The following is a 19,750-nucleotide window of genomic DNA, read 5'->3' as shown; positions in this document are numbered from 1 at the left end:
GAGATGGTAAGAAGCTTTTATAACGGAGTAAGCGGAGTTAAGACGCAAAATTTCGGCATGGACGTTTGGGCGAACAATATCTCAAACATAAACAATGTCGGCTTTACGGCTTCTATCCCTGAGTTTAAAAGCATCTTTTATCAAAGCGTCATAAGCGCGGGCAACAAGCCGACAACCGATCAAGCTGGGCTTGGAGCATCCAGACAAACTACCGCTCTTAGCTTTTACAAACAAGGCTCGATGATAGCTACTGACAACAGGCTTGATATGGCGATACAAGGTGACGGGTTTTTTGGAGTGCTTGATAGAAATGGGCAGACTTACTACACCCGCACGGGGTCTTTTGGCGTAGATAAAGAAGGGTATTTGGTAGATAATAGCGGCAGATACGTAACAGGTGTGCAAAATCCGTTAACTAGCGTAACTCCTAGCAAAAACGCTCTGCAAATTTTTGGCAAAACCCACTCTATAACGCCTTATCTTGAGGCTTATACCTTAGCTGCCGCAAGCGATCTTCAGCTTGGAGATATCGCCTCTCAAGGCAAAATAAAACTGCCTGATTTTTTATATCTACCATCCGAAGTAACGACAAAAATTTCTTATAAAGGCAACCTAAACTCAAGCATCATAAAAGAGCAAGTCGAAGTGCCGATTGATGAAAAAAGTTACGTAAGCAACGTAGATCTTGCCACAAGAAGGATAAATTTAAGCGGAAAAGTAGAAAAAAGCGACACTATATTCGAGCCAAAAGAGGGCAATATGGTGCGGGTAAATTTAACCGACGCAAACGGGATCAAAACTTCGGTAATAGGCGCGCTTGATAAAGAGGGCAATTGGGTCATAAACGAGCCGCTACCTGCGACGTTTGATCTTACCAAACCTCTTAGCATAAGCGCAACATTAACAACCATACAGGAAAAGGCAAACAAAGAGAAATTCGTAACCGAACTATACGGACCAAACGGCGAGAAAAACACCCTTACGATTGATTTTACGAAAAAAATCCCTCAAGGCGCAAACCAAACAATCTGGCAAGCCGTAGCTACCGTAACAGCACCCGATAAAAGCGTGCTTTCAACTTCAAAGGGCGAATTTGTATTTGGTGATAAAGGCACGCTCATCTCACACACTTTGAGCGGGCTTAGTAATGGAGGAACACCTCTAAAAATCGACTTTGGCTCGCAAACTCCGGCAGGATACGTTGGGCTAACAAGCAGTGCAGGAGCAAAAACTCTATCCGTAACCAAAGACGGCGCAGCGGAAGGAATTCTCAAAGAGTATTTCACAAACAGTAGCGGAAATATCCTCGCAAGCTTTACTAACGGCAAATCAATAGCCGTAGGCAAGGTTGCGCTTTATCACTTTCAAAACAAGCAAGGATTAGCAAAGCTTGGCGAAAATATCTACGCTCAAAGTGCGAATTCTGGTGCACCAATATTTTACAAAGATAAAAGCGGCAAGAGTATCTACGGAGCAAAAGTCGCAAGCTCGACGCTGGAGCAGTCAAATGTAAATTTAGCCCAAGCGCTAACCGAAGTAATCGCCATACAAAAGGCATTTGACGCAAACGCAAAAAGCATCACAACAAGCGATGATATGATAAAAACGGCGATAAATTTAAGAAGATAACTCCTCTCTTTCGGCGAGTTTAGCTAAGCGCTATATTCGCCGAATTTATAAATTTCAATTGAAACTTAAAAATATAAAATAAATTTATTCCAAGCTAAGACTTGATTTTGTAAAATTATGATACCAATTTTCATTATAATAGCAAATCGGCAAGAAAGTTGCCAAGAGATAGGATATGTAAAATAACTTATTAAATATATACATCTATATATTAGCTCTTTTTAAAAGAGTAAATTTAATCTAAAAGGATAAAAATGGAAGAATTTGAAAAGATAAATTTATATCTTGAAGAGGTAAAGATACAAATCAATCAAGCAACCGGCAGATTAATTGATACAAATAAAGATTTTAAAGACATCAAAACCTTACAATCATCATTTTACGTCTATAACGCGTTAAAAAAGATATATGAAATTTATCCCGAGTTAAATGAAAGCATGGGTAAAGGACTTGACGGAAGCGAAGAAAAACGAATAAAATTTGAGAATTTGGGTTGGATATTTAAAGAGGCAATCAGCCTAGAAAATCAAAATAGATTAACAACCGCCATAGAGCTATACGAGGAGCTGCTTGCTAAAGCCGACGATGGATACTTCAAGTTTTTTGCACAAGCGGGAATTTATCGTTGCAAGAATCAAATTCCAAAAACTAAAGACGAGCCTTCAAAAGAGCCTTTAAAGCAAGCGAATTTAGAAATAGATTGTGCTTTAAACTATCTACAGGAAGTAATTTCCATGCTTGAGATTATGCAAAAGGATAAATTCAAGTCGTGTGACGATATAAAAAAAGAAGTTGCAACTGCTGCGTTTTATCTAATTTCAGCCAAGCAAAAACTGGGCGAAAATATCTTGCAAGAAGGCTTATCCCAGGCTTTAAAGCAAGAGTATGACGAACTAATTAGCGCTCTTAAAAATGCTAGCGAGCTTGAAAAGAAAGGCGAGCTTAAAGAGGCAAGAGAATTTTACGCCAAAATTTCAAACTCAAATTTACACTATTTTTCACTTCGTGGCGAAGCGGGTCTTTATCGCTGCAACTAAGACAGAAATACTAAATAAATTTTTATAATTTCCGATTATACAGCCCTATGAAAATAACTCTAGGGCTTAATTTAAAAGCCTTTAAAGGCTTTTAAATTTTATCTTAGATAAAATCTTTATCACAACTTAATTCAGATGAAAGATAAACTATGGAAAGAAAAAGAATTTACAACCCGAGTTCAGATGAAACGCTAACCGACAGGCGCGTTTTTAACGGTAATCCGCACGGAATTTTAAATTTCACCAAAGCCAAATACCAATGGGCGCTTAAGCTTTGGGATCTGATGGAAGCTAATACTTGGTTTCCAAAAGAGGTCGATACAACCGATGACGTGCGCGACTACACATACAACCTAACCGAAGCCGAAAAGCGCATGTATGATCTGGTTTGGAGCCAGCTTATCTCTATGGACAGCTTTCAGACAAACAACCTCGCAGACAACATCAACCCATACATCACGGCTCCTGAAATCAACGCGTGTCTAGCGCGCCAAGCGTATGAGGAGGCAAACCACAGTAAATCTTACGCTGTTATGGTTGAAGCGATTTGCGATAATACCGATCTTATCTACGAGATGGAAAAGCACGATGACGTATTGCGCGAGAAAAACGACTACATCTCAAGCGTATACGAAGAGCTTGCAGGAGAGGTTACCGATGAAAAGCTCTTGCTTGCGATGGTGGCAAATCAAATTTTAGAAGGAATTTATTTTTACAGCGGATTTATGGCGATTTATGCACTAGCTCGTGCGGGCAAAATGCTTGGAAGCGCGCAGATGATTAGATTTATCCAGCGCGACGAGATCACCCACCTGCTGCTCTTTCAAAACATGATAAATTCGGTTCGAAACGAGCGCCCGGATCTCTTTACTCCTGAAATCGAGGCTAAAATTTATGATATGTTCAAAAAAGCCGGTGAGCTTGAGATAAAGTGGGGTAAATACATCACTCAAAATCAGATCATGGGGCTAACGGGCGAGATAATTGAAGAGTACATCCACTATCTAATCGATCAGCGCCTAGTAGCGATCAAGCTAAACAAAATTTACAACGCTTCCCATCCGATAAAATGGGTTGATGACTTTGCTAAATTTAACGATCAAAAGGCGAATTTCTTTGAAGGAAAAGTCACAAACTACTCAAAAGGAAGCTTGAGTTTTGACGATTTCTAACGAAATTTGTGAATTAAATTTGGTTCCAGTTACGCTTTTTGCAAAGGATTATGAAGGCAGACTGAAAGAATTGGCAAATTTTATTAAAAACACGCCTTCAAATTCGCTCATTTTAGCTAGTGAGCTTTGTATAAGCGGATATGATTTTGACGGTCTTTTAAAGAGCAAAAACGATACAAGCACACTTGATAAGCTTGATAGCAAGCTTATAAAAAAGCTTAAAGAAGCGCTTGAGGCGGATAAATTTCTTGGCTTTACGCACTTAACAAGCTTCAAGCACGAAGACGAGGCTAAAAAACAAAGTCAAAAAAGCCAACAAAGAACTAAAATTTATAACGAATTCTTGCTTTTAAATTCGGCTGAAATTTTTCACAAACAAGCCAAATACAAGCTGTTTAAGCCGAATTTAGAAGATGAAAAATTTGACGCAGGAGGTGAAGAGGGCATAAGAATTTTTGAGTTTTACAATATAAAGATAGGTGTTTTAATCTGCTTTGAACTTAGATTTGCGGAATTTTGGGTAAAGTTACAAGAGTGTGACATAATCTTAGCGCCGGCAATGTGGGGAAAAGCCAGAGAAGAAGCTTATATGACGCTTTGTAAGGCTTTAGCAATAGTTAATAATTGCTTTGTTGTGGCATCAAGCTCGCTTGATTTGGAATTTAGCGGAGTATTTTTGCCAAGCGGTGAGTTCAAAAAAGAGGTGAAATTTGATAAAAACCTCATCGTAAAAGCTAGGCAAAGCATAGGAAAATAGGTAAAAAATATGACTGGATTAGAAATTTCAAAATGTACTATTATGGCTGACGAGATAGCTGACGAGCTGATATTGTCGCCGGAACTTTATAAAGCACTAAGGCAAACTCCAAGAGGGGTCTTTGCTCCGGTCAGCACGCACGCTTATAAACTTGATGCGCAGCCCATAAGCGGCAATCAGTGGATAAGCTCGCCATTAACGGTTGCCAAGATGACTTTGGCGCTTGAGGCGGACGGTGTTGATAATGTGCTTGAGATAGGATGCGGAAGTGGGTATCAGGCTGCCATTTTGGCAAAGCTGGCTCACAGGGTTTTTAGCGTGGAGAGGATAGAAAAGCTTGCAACCGAAGCTAAAAAGAGGTTCGAAACTCTTAACATCAAAAACATCCACGTTAGATATGATGACGGCAACAACGGCTGGAAAAGCTATGCGCCGTATGATAGAATTTTGCTCTCGGCAGCGACTGAAAGCGTGCCGCAAAATTTGTTTAATCAGCTTAAAAATGGCGGAATTTTGGTTGCTCCAATCAAAAAAGGAGACAAACAATACATCGTCAAATTTCAAAAAGACGACAATGGAAATATCCGCGAAACGAAGCTTGATGAGTGCATGTTTGTGCCGCTTTTAAAAGGCAGAGAGTAATATTAACAATAAAAGTGTATAGTTAATGCACAAATTTCCAACAAGGGGCTAAAATGGCAACAGATCGCGAACTAATCAACTTCTCAGAAGAGCATGAGCTAAACTCAATACTTGCAAAACACGGTAAATCCCAAAGTGCGGCTAACCGTAAAGTGCTTTGCGAGATCGGCAAAGAGTGCAAGGAAAAGCTTGGCAAAACTATCTTAAAACAAGAGGATCTTGACGGGTTCATCAAAAAGCATTTAGATCGCTTGGAAGATAAAAAATAGATCTATTTTTTTAAGTCAAGGAGCATGGATAGCTCTTTGACTTTTATAAAATTTTCATAATTTATGCATGTAGACAAATTAGTATGAAATCAAACTCAAATTTAGTAGCTTATCGACTTATTTAAACAAACAACTACTTAATCTCAAATTCTATTCACAAAACCTATAGATCAAACAAAATTCGTTGCTAAATTCCAAAAGAACTAATGGGCAAATTGAGAAAAAACATAAATTTAAACTATCTTTAGCCGTAACGATGGCTGAAAATTTATTTTTTACAATCGTCGTTTGACGCCTCAATCCTAGCGATATTCTTGCCCGAAGGAGTTTTATATATCCAAACAAGACCCGAAACCGCTTCACGAAGCGAGATTAAATCTATATTGGTGCAGTATTGGTTTTTAAGCATTGCGCTTTGACCTTTGCGAAAATGTTCGATCTGCTCAAGCGTAAACTTATCCCACTTGATATCCACATCATCATTTAAAGTATAAAAATACATTAGCTTGCCGTTTGCGCAAGTGGTAGTCATAAGCGTAGTTACGACATCAACCCTCATGGGAGATTTGGAATTTAGGCTATTTACCATACTTTTTATATCATCAGAGTCGCAAATAGGATCACTAGCAAACAAACTAGCAGCCGCAAATGCCAAAAACAAACTTGCCTTTTTCATATATATCCTTAAATTTATTTGTCACAATCACTTGGTTTAAATTCGAACCTGACAAATTCCTTGCCATTAAATTCATAATACCAAATAAGTCCGTTTGAGTATTCCCAAAGCTGTCTAAAAGAGGTGCAATATATCTGGTTAAGAATATTTTTTTGCGTATCATAAAAGGCCTGCTTTTGCGTTTCGTCAAATTTAGAAAACTCTATGCCGCCCTCCTTATCGTCGTTTAATCTATACAGATATTTCAAGCTTCCGTCTTCACACTCAGCCCCGATAACCGTAGTTACGCTATCTATCCTTTGAGATGAAATTTTATTTACACTCTCAACCATACCCTTCATCTCTTCGCTATCGCAACTTGCCGCATTGCCACTTACGCCAAGCATAGCTAAAAGCAGTGCCAAACCAAATTTTCTCATCTCGTATCCTTTCAAATTTATTTTACTTAGCGCACATACGACTTGCAATCCTTTGGTGTATATCCAAATTCTGCAAATTTTTTGCCACCAAACTCATATAGCCAAATAACCTTCTGCGTATAAGCATGAAGTCCTCTAAATGCGTTACAATAATTAACTCCAAGGATAGCGCTTTGCTTGTATTTGAAATTCTCGATATCCTCAGCCTTAAACTCTAAAATTTTAAAATTTGCGCTATCTTTTAGCTCATATTTATAAGTAAGCACGCCCTCTTTACACTCAGCACCCATAAGAGTTACGGAGTCATCTATCTTTTCGGGAGCATTTTTATTTAGCTTAAAAAGCATCTCTTTCATATCTTTACTATCGCACAACTTGCTATCGGCAAAAGCAAAATTTAGGCTAGAAAACGCTAAAAATACCGCTAAAACAGCTCTTTTCATTTTCTGTCTCAAACTATCTCTTTAACCAAAAGTTGCGGCGTGATAAGTCCGCGAAACGAGTTTTTAGAGACCGAAACGACTAAATTTATACTATCTCCGATGTGAGGCTGCCTATCGAAGTTAAAAAACAGTGCTTCAAGGCTCTTACCTTCTTTTTGCAAGATAAGCTTTAAGTGGTTTTGCTCTCTGCCGATAAGCTTTTTGTTTTTGACGATGACCTCGTTTAGCCTAAAGAGCGGACGCGGGTTTTTCTGTCCGTAAGGCTCGAAAAATTCCAAAATTTCAAGCAATTCAAAGTCAATCTCGCTAGCCCTTATCTCCCCTAAAAGCTCATCGGAGCTAACAAAATCATGCATATCCATCAAAAAGCAAGCCTGATTTATCGCCGTTTTAAAGGCTTCTAAGTTGCAAGGATCTATCACTATACCGGCAGCGCCTTTGTGCCCGCCGTATCCGCTTAAAAGCTCTTCATGCTTTGCGATAAGAGATAGTATATCAACCTTGCCGACACTTCTTGCGCTTCCTTTTGCACGGTTTTCATCGATACTAAAGACGATCGCAGGCTTTTTAAAGTGCTTTGCAAGGCGACTTGCGACTATGCCGATAACGCCTTCGTGCCAGTCCTTGCCCCATGTTACGATGATATTTTCATCCTCTTTTACATCTTTTAACGAGCACTCATAAAGCATTCTCTCCTCTTCTTTACGAGAGTTGTTAAAATCAACGATCATGTCAAGATATAAGTTGGCTTCGTCTATGTTTTTAGTATGTAAGAATTTAAACGAATTTATCGCATCATCCATTCTTCCTGAGGAATTTATAAGAGGAGCGATGAGAAAACTTATATCATCGCACTCAAATTTATCCTTGCCGTAAAACTGTTTAATAGCCGTAAATGCGGCGCGCTTAGATGAATTTAGCTTGATTATGCCAAGCTTAACGAGCATGCGGTTTAGATCCCTTAACTCCATCATGTCAGCAATTATCGCAATCGCTAAAAGATCGATAAATTTCGCCATATCGTATTCAATCTTTAGCACATCCTTTAGCGCACCTACCAGATACCAAGCCACTTGCGCGCCGCAAATTTCGATATTTGGGAAAGGGCAGTCTTTTTGCTTTGGATTTATGATAGCGTAAGCATCGGGCAAAATTTCAGGCGGCATGTGATGATCTGTTATAATCAGATCAATTTTGTATTTTTTACAAACCTCAGCCGCTTCGGTCGCAGAGATACCGTTATCAACGGTTATGATGAGGTCTGCGTCTCTTACCTCTTCAACAATTTGCGCATTTAAGCCGTATCCGTCGCTAAAGCGGTTTGGTATGCGCACAAAATAGTTACTAACTCCCAAATCATCGAAAAATTCAGCCATGATGACGCTTGCGATAACTCCGTCCACGTCGTAATCACCCACTACGACGATCTTTTCTTCGCGCATTATCGCCTCTTTTATGCGATTTGCGCCCTTAAAGATATCTTTTAACGCATCAGGCGTGGGAATTTCTGAAATCTTTTTATGCAAATCCTTGCTAAAACGTTCGTTCAGTAACTCCCTTATGTCATTTTTACTTAACATGATTTTTTATCGACGCGTCGATAAAATTCAAAATCACTGCATTTGGGTTGGTTAGGCGAGATGTAAATTCAGGGTGAAACTGCACGCCTACAAACCAAGGATGAGAGTTTAGCTCGACAACTTCGATTAGTCCGTCGCTCTCTCCGCTTACGATAAGTCCAGCTTTTTCAAATTCGCCTCTATATTTCGGATTGGCTTCGTAGCGATGTCTGTGACGCTCTTTTACCTCTTTTGCTCCGCCGTAAATCTCGCTTAAAAGCGAATCCTTCTTTATCTCACAGCTGTAAGCTCCAAGCCTCATCGTGCCTCCGATCGGGCTTTGGTGAGTGCGAATTTGCTTTTCGCCGTTTGCGTCTATGAAGCTATCGATAAGATAGATTATGGGATTTATGCACTCTTTATCAAATTCAACCGAATTTGCTCCTTCCAAATGAAGCACGTTTTTTGCAAATTCTATCATCGCAAGCTGCATACCAAGACAAATTCCAAGATACGGGATTTTGTTTTCACGAGCAAATTTTATCGCTTGCATCTTGCCGCTTACTCCGCGCTCGCCAAATCCGCCCGCCACAAGTACGCCATCAACGTCTTTTAGCAGCTCTTCAACATTTTCAGCCTCGATTTTTTCGCTATCAATCCACTTTAAATTCACTCTTGCGTCCAAATTTGCGCCCGCGTGAATTATGCTTTCCGTAAGGCTTTTGTAGCTCTCTTTAAGATCGACGTATTTACCGACAAAGGCTATAGTAGTCTCTTTTGTAGGCGCTATTATGCGCTTAACGAGACTATCCCAGTTTTTCATGTTTACTTCAAGCTCGCCTAGATCTAAAATTTCAGCTATCGGGCTTAGTATATCTTGGTTTAAAAACGTAAGCGGAATTTGATAGATGCTTTGGCTATCGACGCTTTCGATAACGCAGTTTTTCTCGACACCGCAGCTTGATGCGATCTTGTCTTTTAGCTCGCGGTTTAACGGCTGTTCGCTTCTGCAAATTATCATATCAGGACTTATGCCTATGCGACGAAGTTCGCCTACGCTGTGCTGAGTCGGCTTTGTTTTAAGCTCGCCTGCAACCTTGATATATGGCACTAGCGTTAGGTGGATATTCATAGCGCGCTTACGACCCACTTCGACTCTAAGCGCACGAATCGCCTCAAGAAACGGCAAGCCCTCGATGTCTCCGACCGTTCCGCCTATCTCAACGATGAGGATATCCTGCCCTTCGCCAGCTTTTTTGATACGATCAACGATCTCGCCTACGATATGAGGGATAACTTGGATGGTTTTGCCTAGATAATCGCCTCTGCGCTCCTTTTCTATAACCGAGCTATAAACTCGCCCTGTGGTAAAGTTATTATCCTGACTTAAGCTCTCATCCAAAAAGCGCTCATAGTGCCCCAAATCAAGATCAGTCTCGGCTCCGTCATCGGTTACAAAGACTTCTCCGTGCTCAAGCGGACTCATAGTGCCCGGATCTACGTTGATATAAGGATCGGCTTTGAGTATGCTTACTTTAAGCCCCGTATTTTTAAGCAGAGTTCCTATACTAGCTGCCGCTATGCCCTTACCAAGCGAGCTAAGCACGCCACCTGTGATAAATATATACTTCGTCTCTTCGCGTAGCTTTTTTTGCCGAGATTTATCCATTGAAATTTCCTCTGTGATTTTATTTTAATGGCTTAATTATAGCTTTTTAAATTTTATAAATGTATAAGAGCGTGTAAAAACTTAAATTTAGTTGCGGATGTTTTTTGAAATTGTAAATATAAAATAAATTCTTAAGTAAATTTGTTATAAACTGCAATTACTATGATTAAAAAACAGCTAAAAAATATATCCGATTTATACATAGACGGCTTTAAAAATATGAAAGTCGGCAAGAGCTTATGGCTAATAATTGCCATCAAACTCGTGATAATGTTTGGAATCTTAAAAGTATTCGTTTTTGATGAAAATTTAAATACAAAATTTAAGAGTGACGAAGAAAAAACCAACTTCGTTATCTTAAATTTGACAAAGGAATAAAATGCAAGAGCTTGCATCGGTTGATTGGTCCAGAGCGCAGTTTGCACTGACTGCGATCTATCACTTTTTATTTGTTCCGCTAACGCTTGGGCTTAGCTTTATCATCGCTATTATGGAGACGATCTACGTAAAAACGGGAAGCGTGGAGTGGAAAAACATCACCAAATTTTGGCTTAAATTATTTGGTATAAATTTCGCCATCGGAGTAGCTACGGGTATCATCATGGAGTTTGAATTCGGCACCAACTGGGCGAACTACAGCTGGTTTGTCGGTGACATATTCGGCGCTCCGCTTGCTATTGAAGGCTTACTTGCGTTTTTCCTTGAAAGTACGTTTTTTGCGGTGATGTTTTTTGGCTGGGATAAGGTTAGCAAGAAATTTCACCTCATCTCGACATGGCTTGTAGCTATCGGCTCAAATTTAAGCGCACTTTGGATTTTAATAGCTAACGGCTGGATGCAGTATCCTGTGGGTATGAAATTTAACCCCGACACCGCCAGAATGGAGATGCAAGACTTCTTTGCAGTTGCGCTAAGCCCTGTGGGTATCATCAAATTTCTTCATACGGTTACGAGCGGTTACGTGATATCCGCGCTTTTTGTTATCGGAATTTCGGCCTGGTTTATCATCAAAGGCAGACACCTTGTCATGGCTAAAAAAAGCATCATCGTGGGTGCAAGCTTCGGGCTTGTAACATGCCTATTTTTGATGTTTAGCGGCGATGAGAGCGCTTATCAGGTTACAAAAACTCAGCCGATGAAGCTTGCCGCTATGGAAGGACTTTATGAAGGAGATACAAGGCAAGGTATAGTAATGGCGGGAATTTTAACGCCAAACAAGCAACCCGGAGACGGACAAAAGCCTTTCATTGTAGATTTTGAAGTGCCTTATATGCTCTCGCTTCTTGGCAAACGCGATATCAACGCATTTATCGCAGGCATTGACGATCTGGTGTTCGGAAACGAAAAACACGGCATAGAAAGCGTTGAAAGCAAAATGAAAAAGGGCAAAGTCGCCGTAGAAGCGCTAAGAGAGTATAAAGAAGCCAAAAAGGCGGGCGATAAAGAGGCTATGCAAATAGCGCAAAATAAGCTTGAGGCAAATATGAATTTCCTCGGATACGGTTACTTAGAAAAGCCGAGTGATGCGGTTCCGCCCGTGGGCATTACATTTTACAGCTTTCACGTGATGGTAGCGCTTGGAAGCTATTTCTTGGTGCTGTTTTTCGTAGTTATGTATCTGTGCATGGCAAACAATATCGAAAATTTCAAAAAGCTACTTTGGCTTTGCGTCTGGACGATCCCGCTTGGATACATCGCAGCCGAAGCTGGCTGGATAGTAGCTGAAGTGGGGCGTCAGCCGTGGGCGATACAAGATCTCATGCCTGTGGGTATAGCCGCTACGAATTTAGGAAGCGTGAATGTCAAAATTTCATTTGCGCTCTTTGCTCTGCTATTTACGGCACTTTTGATAGCCGAGATAAAAATCATGCTTAGACAGATAAAGATAGGATTTGAAAACCATGCTTAGTTTATCGCACGAAATTTTACAAATTTACTGGTGGGCTATCGTTAGCCTGCTTGGCGGACTTTTGGTATTTATGATGTTCGTTCAAGGCGGTCAGACACTGATTTTCGGCTTGCCAAAGAGCGAAATTCAAAAAGATATGATAGTAAATTCGGTCGGTCGAAAATGGGAGCTTACATTTACTACGCTTGTTATGTTCGGCGGGGCTTGCTTTGCGGCGTTTCCGCTATTTTACGCGACAAGTTTCGGTGGGGCCTACTGGGTTTGGCTTGCGATACTCTTTTGCTTCGTCATCCAAGCCGTAAGCTACGAGTACCGCAAGAAGCCGGATAATTTTTTAGGAACAAGAACTTATGAAATTTTCCTTTTCATAAACGGCTCTCTTGGCGTTATACTTATCGGAATGGCGGTTAGCACGTTTTTTGCGGGAAGTGATTTTTTATTAAACGAGCAAAATTTCGTCCAGTGGCAAACGCCTTGGCGAGGTCTTGAAGCACTTGGCAACATCATGCTCTATCCGCTTGGAATCGCTATGTTTTTCCTTTCCAGAGTAGGCGGCGGGCTATACCTGATAAACAATATCGCAGATGATGAGCTAAGGGCAAATTTAAGAAAATCGGTGCTTAAAAACACGGCTCTATTTTTACCGTTTTTCCTGATCTTTGCTATCTGGATTTTTACAAAAACTGGCTTTGAATACGATGCGCAGGGTGTGGTAAGCCTAGTCGGATTTAAATACGCAATGAATTTGATAAAACTTCCTTTTGTGACACTTATGATGCTGGTTGGCTTAGTGCTTGTTTTATACGGAATTTATAAAGGGGCATTTACAACAAGTATCTACGGCATAGTGCCTTTTGGCGTGGGCGTAGTGCTTGTAGTAACGGGGCTATTTTTGATTACCGGACTTAACAACACGGCGTTTTATCCGTCGTTTTCAAATTTGCAAAGCTCGCTTACCATACAAAATGCAAGCTCAAGCCACTATACGCTTGGCGTGATGGCTTATGTAAGCTTTTTAGTGCCGTTTGTGCTTGGATATATATTTGTGGTTTGGCGCGCAATGGATAGTCGCAAGATCACTCAAAACGAGATCAAAAACGATCATCACGCATATTAAGGAGCATTGATGGGCACTTCACTTTTCTTTATTTTTCTTTGGATTTTAGCTCTATTTTTGGGCTACAAATTCGTATTTTTAAACATAAATCAAGTTGAGAAATATCCTGAGAGATATTTTGACGGTTTGGATAAAAAAGAAGATAAAATTTAGTTTTTAAACCCTGATAGTATTATATTTTAAGCACCCAAATTTGGGTGCTTTTCTTTTTTCCTTAAAATTTATCTGCTGTTGTGAGAATTTTTGAAATTTTAAAATTTTAGTTTTTATTATATTTAAAACTCATCAAAACCTTCGTATGTAGAAAATGCTAGCTTATAAAGTGAAACCAATATATCATCATCCAAATTCTGCAATTCGTCCAAAACCGTATCTCTTTGCACTGTCAAACGTCTATCTTGAGATATTATGCTTTGTATTGTTATTGGCAACTGAATACAAAGTTTTTTAAAGGCTTGGCTGTCTCCCGTTACTATCTCATAAAATTTATCTATTGAAATTCTGCGAATTTGTGCATTTTCACTCTGCCTCTGACCGTCTATTGACACAACCCAAGGTGTATCAATAGACCTCTTTGCAATAACTTCAACTAAGGCACAAATACTTCTATCTCTATCATCTGCATTTAGAATATGGTTTTGCATACGCATAAAAGTTTTAGCCGATGAAGAGCTGTTCATGGTATTGTGTTTATTCTTTAGCTCAATATAATAAGTTGCTTCTTCATTACTAAAAACTACATCCCAGCCACTATTTGGCACTTCACAATATGCAATATATTTAAAAATTTCTTGATGAAAATAGCCTATTAAGTTATTATTTGACTTATCTCTTTGTCTATTAATTTCAAGAGATATGATCTCGTCAAAATTTTTATCAAAGACATTTTTATCAAACAAAAGCTTTATTGGGTCTATGATATTATGATTAAACTTTTCTAAGTTAATTGATTGTAGAACATCTTCATATTTTAAAAGTGTTCTTTTAACATGCTCTTCAAAATCTGTGCGACTGATAAAATTTAAAATAAACTCATCTTGCATTTAGTCTCTCTTTTTAGTGATTTTATAATTTCAAAACCTATTGCTTTTGCTAAGTTGCTAGGAACGGCATTGCCGATTTGTTTATACTTTGAGGCAACTGTTCCAAAGAATTCCCATTCATCTGGAAAAGATTGTATCCTAGCGCTTTCTCTTATATTGAAAGGTCTAACTTCTGTTGGATGACACCTATCAGTTTGCTTCATCTGCGGAGTAGTAAGTATGGTTAGTGATGGCTCATCTAAGCTTAATCTTCTTAAAATTCCGGTTCTTCCTCCACCCATATTCCAACAAGTCTTCATATACTCTTTTGCAATTACAGGATCTATATCCCGCCAATATCCACCTGGAGGCACAAGTGAAAAAATCTTTTCTTTCTCTTTTGAATATCTAGCCCCTTCGCTTTGCGGAACATCATTAAGCACATCTCTAAGGTTTAGGCGTTTAGATTTTTTTTTAGGAAAAATAAAATTTACATCATCTTTTAAGTCTTCCCTTACACCAACGACAATCAATCTTTCTCTTTTTTGAGCTACATCATAATCAAGAGCATTTAATACTTCAAATTTTATATCATACCCTTCATCTTTAAAAACATCACATATAATTTTAAACGTTCTTCCCTTATCGTGAGTCAAAAGTCCTTTGACATTTTCAAATAAAAACATTTTTGGCTGAAGCTTATCTAAAAAAATAGCGTAGTAATAAAACAAAGTTCCGCGTACATCATTTAGCCCTAACCTCTTGCCAGCATAACTAAAGCTTTGGCATGGAGCACCTCCAGAAAGTAAATCTAACTCAAATTTTTTAATACCAAATTCTTGTTCCAAATCTTTCTCTGAAATATTTTTTATATCATCGCAGATAACGTTCCAGTTTGGTCTATTGCGCTTTAAGGTTTCAGCTGCATCTTTATCAAATTCTACTAATCCTATATGAGAAAATCCTGCGGCTTCAAGCCCTAAAGCAAGCCCGCCAGCCCCTGCAAAAAGTTCTATGCTCTTAAATTTCATCACGCTTCCAAAATACCGCCGCTACTAGCATTTGTTACAAGCTTGCGATATTGTCTTAGCCAGCGAGAATTTAGCTCCTTTTCAAGTGGTGTAAATTCTGCGCGACGACGTAAAATTTCAGCCTCGTCTAAGCGCACATTTATACTATAAGTATCCACGTCTATATCGATTATATCACCATCACGAAGTAGTCCTATCATACCGCCTTCAGCAGCTTCGGGGCTTACGTGCCCTATGCTCAGTCCTCTTGTTGCACCACTAAAGCGTCCGTCCGTTATCAGCGCCACGTCCGCACCAAGACCGCGCCCCATTATTAGGCTAGTAGGGCTTAGCATCTCTTGCATTCCAGGACCTCCGCGCGGACCTTCATAACGGATGACGACCACATCGCCCTTATTTACTTTACCGCTTGAAATTCCCTCTATCGCTTCATCTTGGGAGTTAAAGCAGACCGCCTTACCGCTAAATTTACGCTCTCCCACGATGCCTGCAGTCTTTATCACACATCCTTGCTCGGCCAAATTTCCAAACAAAATCGCCAGTCCGCCAACCTGCGAATAGGCATTTTCAACCTTATGAATCACGCTTTCATCTTTTATCTCGCTAAGCCCCACGCGCTCGCCTAAGGTTTCGCCCGAAACGGTTAAATTTTCTAAGTACAGCATTCCGTTATCGCGGCGTGAAATTTCCTTTATCACGGCGTTCATACCGCCAGCTCGCCCCACATCTTCCATATGCACGTTTGGCAAGCTTGGGCTTATCTTGGCTATGTGAGCGATGTTTGAGCTTATTTCATTTAGCTCTGAAATTTGCAGATCCACTCCCGCCTCACGCGCGATAGCTAGCATATGAAGCACGGTATTGCTGCTTCCGCCCATCGCCATATCAACTACAAGTGCGTTTCTGACAGCCTTTGCGTTTAGGATATTGCGTATCTTAAATCTCTCGTCAAGCGCGATCTCGCAAATTCTACGCGCCGCTTTTCTCACAAGCTCTTCTCGCTCAGGAGTAAGCGCTAGTATCGTGCCGTTGCCGCTTAAAGCTATACCCATCGCCTCGCAAAGCGTATTCATCGAATTTGCAGTAAACATTCCGCTGCAACTTCCACCGCTTGGACAGGCGTTGCACTCGATATCTTTTAGCTCGGCTTCGCTTATCTCTTTGGTTTCAAATTTACCCACCGCTTCAAACGCCGTAGCAAGATCAATCGGCCTGCCATCTTTTGTGTAGCCCTTTTTCATCGGACCGCCGCTTACAAAGACGGTAGGCACATTTACTCTAAGTGCGCCCATTACCATCCCCGGCACGATCTTGTCGCAGTTTGGCATACAAACAAGTGCGTCAAGTGCGTGCGCATTCATAACCGTTTCGACCGAATTTGCTATGATCTCGCGGCTTGGCAAGCTATAAAGCATACCGCCATGCCCCATCGCGATACCGTCATCTACGCCTATGCAGTTAAATTCAAACGGCACACAGCCGTTTTTACGAATTTCGTCTTTTAAAATTTCAGAGTAGCGATTTAGGAAAAAATGCCCGGGAATTATCTCGATAAAGCTGTTTGCGATGCCGATAAACGGCTTATCAAAATCCTCGTCTTTAAGCCCCGTAGCGCGTAAAAGCGAGCGATGAGGCGCTCTTGTGTAGCCTTTTTTTATGATATCGCTTCTCATGTCTTTCCTTTTAGTAAAATTTTAGAGATTTTATCAATTATTTGATTATATAGGTATAAAGTGAGGGATGCGGCTAAGAAATAGCCGCTTAAATTTAGTATTCGTTAAAGTAGCTTTGTATCTGCTTTACGTCATCGGTTTTGGTAAGTGCAAGCATAAGCAAAATTCTAGCTTTTTGCGGATTTAGGTCGTTTGCCACGATAAATTTGCCGTCATTGTCCATCTTAGGGCTAGGCGAGACAAATCCGCTTCCCGTTCTCGTACTTCGCACCACTCTAACTCCGCTTTCATGAGCCTTTGCAAGAGAGGCTTTGGTATCGTCATATATGCTTCCGGCACCAGTTCCTGCATGCACTATGCCTTTTGCGCCCGCTTTTGTTAAAAGCTCTGCTATATCGCCGCTATCGTTTGTATGAGAGTAGATGATATCAACTCTTGGCAGGCTATCAAGCTTACTTACATCAAAGACGCTATCTTTGGTATGGATTTTTGGATTTTTATTCATATAAACGACCTTACCGTAGTATATCCAGCCAAGCTTGCCCGTGTTTGGCGATTTAAACGTCTGAACAGAAGTCGTGTTACTCTTAGTAACCTCTCTTGCGGCGTGAATTTCGTCATTTAGCGATACTAACACGCCTCTGCCCATGCTATTTTTATCGGCTGCGATATTTACCGCGTTAAAAAGATTCATCGGTCCATCAGCACTCATTGAAGTTGCGCTTCTCATAGCTCCTACAAGCACGACGGGTTTGTCTGATTTAACTACCAAATTTAAAAAATAAGCCGTCTCTTCAAGCGTATCCGTACCGTGAGTTATCACGATGCCGTCGGTATCTGCGCTTAGTAACTCATTTACGCGCTTTGCGAGCTTGAGCCAAATTTCATTGTTCATATTATATGAACCGATATTTGAAATTTGCTCGCCCTTTACATTTGCGACGTTGTGAATTTCAGGAACGGCCTGCAAAAGCACCTCAACTCCAAGCTTGCCCGCATCGTATTGAGCGTTTGTCGAACCCGTGCTGCTTCCCGCTATAGTCCCGCCGGTTGCGAGTATGACGACATTTGGCTTAGCAAAAAGCGCTACAACGAAAACTAAGGCTAAAACTAACTTTTTCATAGCTGTCCTCCTGATTTAAATGTGTTTAGATTATACATCTGCGGCTCAAATTTATCGCCAAAATTTGATTAACGCTTTTCAAATTTAAGATAAATGGCTGTATAATTGCAGATAAAACATATAAATTTTGACAAAGGACATCCATGATTCTTTCAAATCCGGTTGTTATAAGCATTCTTGTGATGACGGCGCTTTGTTTGCTGCGCTTTAACATCTTGCTTGCCATTTTGATCTCGGCTCTTGTGGCAGGAGTTATGTCAAAGGGCGATTTAAGCGGTTTTGCAGATCTTTTTACTGCGCTTAGCGGTACAACATCTACGCTTATAACGGGCATGAAAGGAAATTTAGAAACCTCGCTCAGCTACATCTTGCTAGGTGCGCTTGCAGCGGCTATCGCTAATACGAATTTAACTGCGATTTTGATAAACGCCATAAGCAAAATTTTAAGTAAGAAGCGAACTTATTTTGTGCTTTCTATAGCGTTTATAGCGTGCTTTTCTCAAAATTTAATCCCCGTTCACATTGCTTTCATACCTATACTTATACCGCCGCTTTTGCCGCTTATGAACAAGCTTGAACTAGACAGAAGAGCCCTAGCTTGCGCACTTACATTCGGGCTTAAAGCGCCTTACGTGAGCCTTAGCGTGGGATTTGGTCTGCTTTTTCATAACATCATCAAAAAAGAGCTCGAAAACAATGGCGTAGTCGTAAATTTAAGCGATATAACAAGCGTTATGTGGATAGGCGGCGCATCGATGCTAGTGGGTCTGCTTTTGGCCGTTTTTGTCTTTTATTCTAAAAAGAGAAGTTACAAAAATACTCAATTTGAAGAAAAAGAGATGCGCGATGCCCAGATTGCTAAAAATTTAAAGATGACGCGCAAAGAGTGGGCGGTACTTGGCGGTGCGGTAATAGCATTTGCGATACAACTTTACGCTCAGTCCTTGCCTCTTGGCGCGCTTATCGGACTTATCGTGATGATCATCTTTGGCGGAATCGAATACAAAAAAGTAGATAAGATTATGGATAACGGGCTTGCGATGATGGGATTTATCGCATTTATCATGCTAGTTGCAGCCGGTTTTGGCTCTGTTTTAAGAGAGAGCGGCGGCATCGAGCAACTTGTAAATTTCGCTAGCGATATCGCAGGCGGCAAGATAGGAGGCGCAATCATGATGCTTGCTATCGGACTTTTGGTAACGATGGGCATAGGAACCAGCTTTGGAACCATACCTATCATAGCCTCTATCTATGTGCCGCTTTCTCTTCAGCTTGGATTTAGCCCTGCGGCGATTATCTTGCTTGTAGGCGTTGCAGCCGCTCTTGGAGATGCGGGAAGCCCTGCTAGTGACAGCACTCTTGGACCTACAAGCGGACTTAACGCCGACGGACAACACAACCATATCTACGATACTTGCGTGCCGACATTTTTATTTTTCAATATCCCTTTAATGATAGGCGCAGTTATCGGCGCAATGGTGCTATAACTCATTCTCTTTTAGCAGGCGGTTACGTATAATTAACCTGCCTGCTAAGATTTTTCATACTTAAAATTTTAGTTTTTACCGCTCTTGTAAATTTAAAAAATCTCTCTTAAATTTTT

General features: G+C 40.4%; 20 protein-coding genes. 11 read left to right on the top strand and 9 right to left on the bottom strand.

All coding sequences use genetic code 11. The features are described from left to right. Positions 1–3 precede the first annotated feature (3 nt). The 6 genes from CDOM15925_RS05350 (at position 4) to CDOM15925_RS05325 (ending at position 5,506) form a co-directional block, all read left to right on the top strand. Complete coding sequence (locus CDOM15925_RS05350) at positions 4–1,629, top strand: flagellar hook protein FlgE (RefSeq protein WP_169941851.1); 1,626 nt, start codon at positions 4–6, stop codon at positions 1,627–1,629. 254 nt (positions 1,630–1,883) lie between these two features. Further along, positions 1,884–2,666: a hypothetical protein gene (locus CDOM15925_RS05345; protein ID WP_169941839.1), complete on the top strand. Its 783-nt coding sequence runs from the start codon at positions 1,884–1,886 to the stop codon at positions 2,664–2,666. 149 nt (positions 2,667–2,815) lie between these two features. Continuing rightward, positions 2,816–3,838 carry a ribonucleotide-diphosphate reductase subunit beta gene (locus tag CDOM15925_RS05340; protein WP_169941837.1) on the top strand — a complete coding sequence of 341 codons (1,023 nt, stop codon included), beginning with the start codon at positions 2,816–2,818 and terminating at the stop codon, positions 3,836–3,838. After that, positions 3,825–4,595, top strand: a complete 771-nt coding sequence (locus CDOM15925_RS05335) for a carbon-nitrogen hydrolase family protein (protein WP_211436679.1) — start codon at positions 3,825–3,827, stop codon at positions 4,593–4,595. The genes CDOM15925_RS05340 and CDOM15925_RS05335 overlap by 14 nt, the downstream gene beginning before the upstream one ends. Positions 4,596–4,604: 9 nt before the next feature. Next, positions 4,605–5,237 (top strand): protein-L-isoaspartate(D-aspartate) O-methyltransferase, encoded by a 633-nt coding sequence (locus CDOM15925_RS05330; RefSeq protein ID WP_169941835.1) that lies wholly within the window; start codon positions 4,605–4,607, stop codon positions 5,235–5,237. 53 nt (positions 5,238–5,290) lie between these two features. Next, positions 5,291–5,506 (top strand): hypothetical protein, encoded by a 216-nt coding sequence (locus CDOM15925_RS05325; protein WP_169941833.1) that lies wholly within the window; start codon positions 5,291–5,293, stop codon positions 5,504–5,506. 268 nt (positions 5,507–5,774) lie between these two features. Here the strand turns inward: CDOM15925_RS05325 and CDOM15925_RS05320 are convergent, their stop codons facing one another. Genes CDOM15925_RS05320 through pyrG form a run of 5 tightly spaced genes read right to left on the bottom strand, consistent with a single transcriptional unit; the run spans position 5,775 to position 10,272 of the window. After that, positions 5,775–6,182: a hypothetical protein gene (locus tag CDOM15925_RS05320; RefSeq protein WP_169941831.1), complete on the bottom strand. Its 408-nt coding sequence runs from the start codon at positions 6,180–6,182 to the stop codon at positions 5,775–5,777. 14 nt (positions 6,183–6,196) lie between these two features. Next, positions 6,197–6,601 (bottom strand): hypothetical protein, encoded by a 405-nt coding sequence (locus CDOM15925_RS05315; RefSeq protein WP_169941830.1) that lies wholly within the window; start codon positions 6,599–6,601, stop codon positions 6,197–6,199. A gap of 26 nt (positions 6,602–6,627) precedes the next feature. Further along, positions 6,628–7,056, bottom strand: coding sequence for a hypothetical protein (locus tag CDOM15925_RS05310; RefSeq protein WP_169941828.1), 429 nt, complete (start codon positions 7,054–7,056; stop codon positions 6,628–6,630). Then, positions 7,053–8,624, bottom strand: a complete 1,572-nt coding sequence (gene recJ, locus CDOM15925_RS05305; protein ID WP_169941826.1) for a single-stranded-DNA-specific exonuclease RecJ — start codon at positions 8,622–8,624, stop codon at positions 7,053–7,055. The genes CDOM15925_RS05310 and recJ overlap by 4 nt, the downstream gene beginning before the upstream one ends. Continuing rightward, positions 8,614–10,272, bottom strand: coding sequence for a CTP synthase (gene pyrG, locus CDOM15925_RS05300; RefSeq protein WP_169941824.1), 1,659 nt, complete (start codon positions 10,270–10,272; stop codon positions 8,614–8,616). Before pyrG ends, recJ begins: the two co-directional genes overlap by 11 nt. 162 nt (positions 10,273–10,434) lie before the next feature. Here pyrG and CDOM15925_RS05295 point away from each other — a divergent pair, with 162 nt between their 5' ends. Genes CDOM15925_RS05295 through CDOM15925_RS05280 form a run of 4 tightly spaced genes read left to right on the top strand, consistent with a single transcriptional unit; the run spans position 10,435 to position 13,451 of the window. After that, the gene (locus CDOM15925_RS05295; protein ID WP_169941822.1) at positions 10,435–10,650 is read left to right on the top strand and encodes a DUF4492 domain-containing protein; all 216 of its coding nucleotides are present in this window, start codon (positions 10,435–10,437) and stop codon (positions 10,648–10,650) included. 1 nt (position 10,651) lies between these two features. Continuing rightward, on the top strand, positions 10,652–12,181 hold the full coding sequence (locus CDOM15925_RS05290) for a cytochrome ubiquinol oxidase subunit I (protein WP_169941820.1): 1,530 nt from the start codon (positions 10,652–10,654) through the stop codon (positions 12,179–12,181). Beyond that, positions 12,174–13,298: a cytochrome d ubiquinol oxidase subunit II gene (locus CDOM15925_RS05285; protein WP_169941883.1), complete on the top strand. Its 1,125-nt coding sequence runs from the start codon at positions 12,174–12,176 to the stop codon at positions 13,296–13,298. Before CDOM15925_RS05290 ends, CDOM15925_RS05285 begins: the two co-directional genes overlap by 8 nt. 9 nt (positions 13,299–13,307) lie before the next feature. Further along, positions 13,308–13,451: a hypothetical protein gene (locus tag CDOM15925_RS05280; protein WP_169941818.1), complete on the top strand. Its 144-nt coding sequence runs from the start codon at positions 13,308–13,310 to the stop codon at positions 13,449–13,451. A 122-nt stretch (positions 13,452–13,573) separates the two neighbouring features. Here CDOM15925_RS05280 and CDOM15925_RS05275 read toward each other — a convergent pair whose 3' ends face one another. The 4 genes from CDOM15925_RS05275 to CDOM15925_RS05260 all read right to left on the bottom strand — a co-directional run bounded on the left by CDOM15925_RS05275 (position 13,574) and on the right by CDOM15925_RS05260 (position 18,147). Further along, positions 13,574–14,341 (bottom strand): Eco47II family restriction endonuclease, encoded by a 768-nt coding sequence (locus CDOM15925_RS05275; protein WP_169941816.1) that lies wholly within the window; start codon positions 14,339–14,341, stop codon positions 13,574–13,576. Then, positions 14,320–15,351: a DNA cytosine methyltransferase gene (locus CDOM15925_RS05270; RefSeq protein ID WP_169941814.1), complete on the bottom strand. Its 1,032-nt coding sequence runs from the start codon at positions 15,349–15,351 to the stop codon at positions 14,320–14,322. Before CDOM15925_RS05270 ends, CDOM15925_RS05275 begins: the two co-directional genes overlap by 22 nt. Beyond that, positions 15,351–17,024, bottom strand: coding sequence for a dihydroxy-acid dehydratase (gene ilvD / locus CDOM15925_RS05265; RefSeq protein ID WP_169941812.1), 1,674 nt, complete (start codon positions 17,022–17,024; stop codon positions 15,351–15,353). Before ilvD ends, CDOM15925_RS05270 begins: the two co-directional genes overlap by 1 nt. Before the next feature lie 94 nt (positions 17,025–17,118). Beyond that, the gene (locus CDOM15925_RS05260) at positions 17,119–18,147 is read right to left on the bottom strand and encodes a type II asparaginase (protein WP_169941810.1); all 1,029 of its coding nucleotides are present in this window, start codon (positions 18,145–18,147) and stop codon (positions 17,119–17,121) included. 143 nt (positions 18,148–18,290) lie between these two features. On the opposite strand from CDOM15925_RS05260, the gene CDOM15925_RS05255 reads away from it, so the two are divergent. Beyond that, on the top strand, positions 18,291–19,634 hold the full coding sequence (locus tag CDOM15925_RS05255; RefSeq protein ID WP_169941808.1) for a Na+/H+ antiporter family protein: 1,344 nt from the start codon (positions 18,291–18,293) through the stop codon (positions 19,632–19,634). Positions 19,635–19,750: the final 116 nt, after the last annotated feature.

It is taken from the genome of Campylobacter sp. RM15925 (assembly GCF_012978775.1).
In the GTDB taxonomy this organism is placed as follows: domain Bacteria; phylum Campylobacterota; class Campylobacteria; order Campylobacterales; family Campylobacteraceae; genus Campylobacter_A; species Campylobacter_A canis.
Note: the sequence above shows the minus strand (reverse complement) of the source record. Positions and strands in the feature narration are given on the sequence as shown.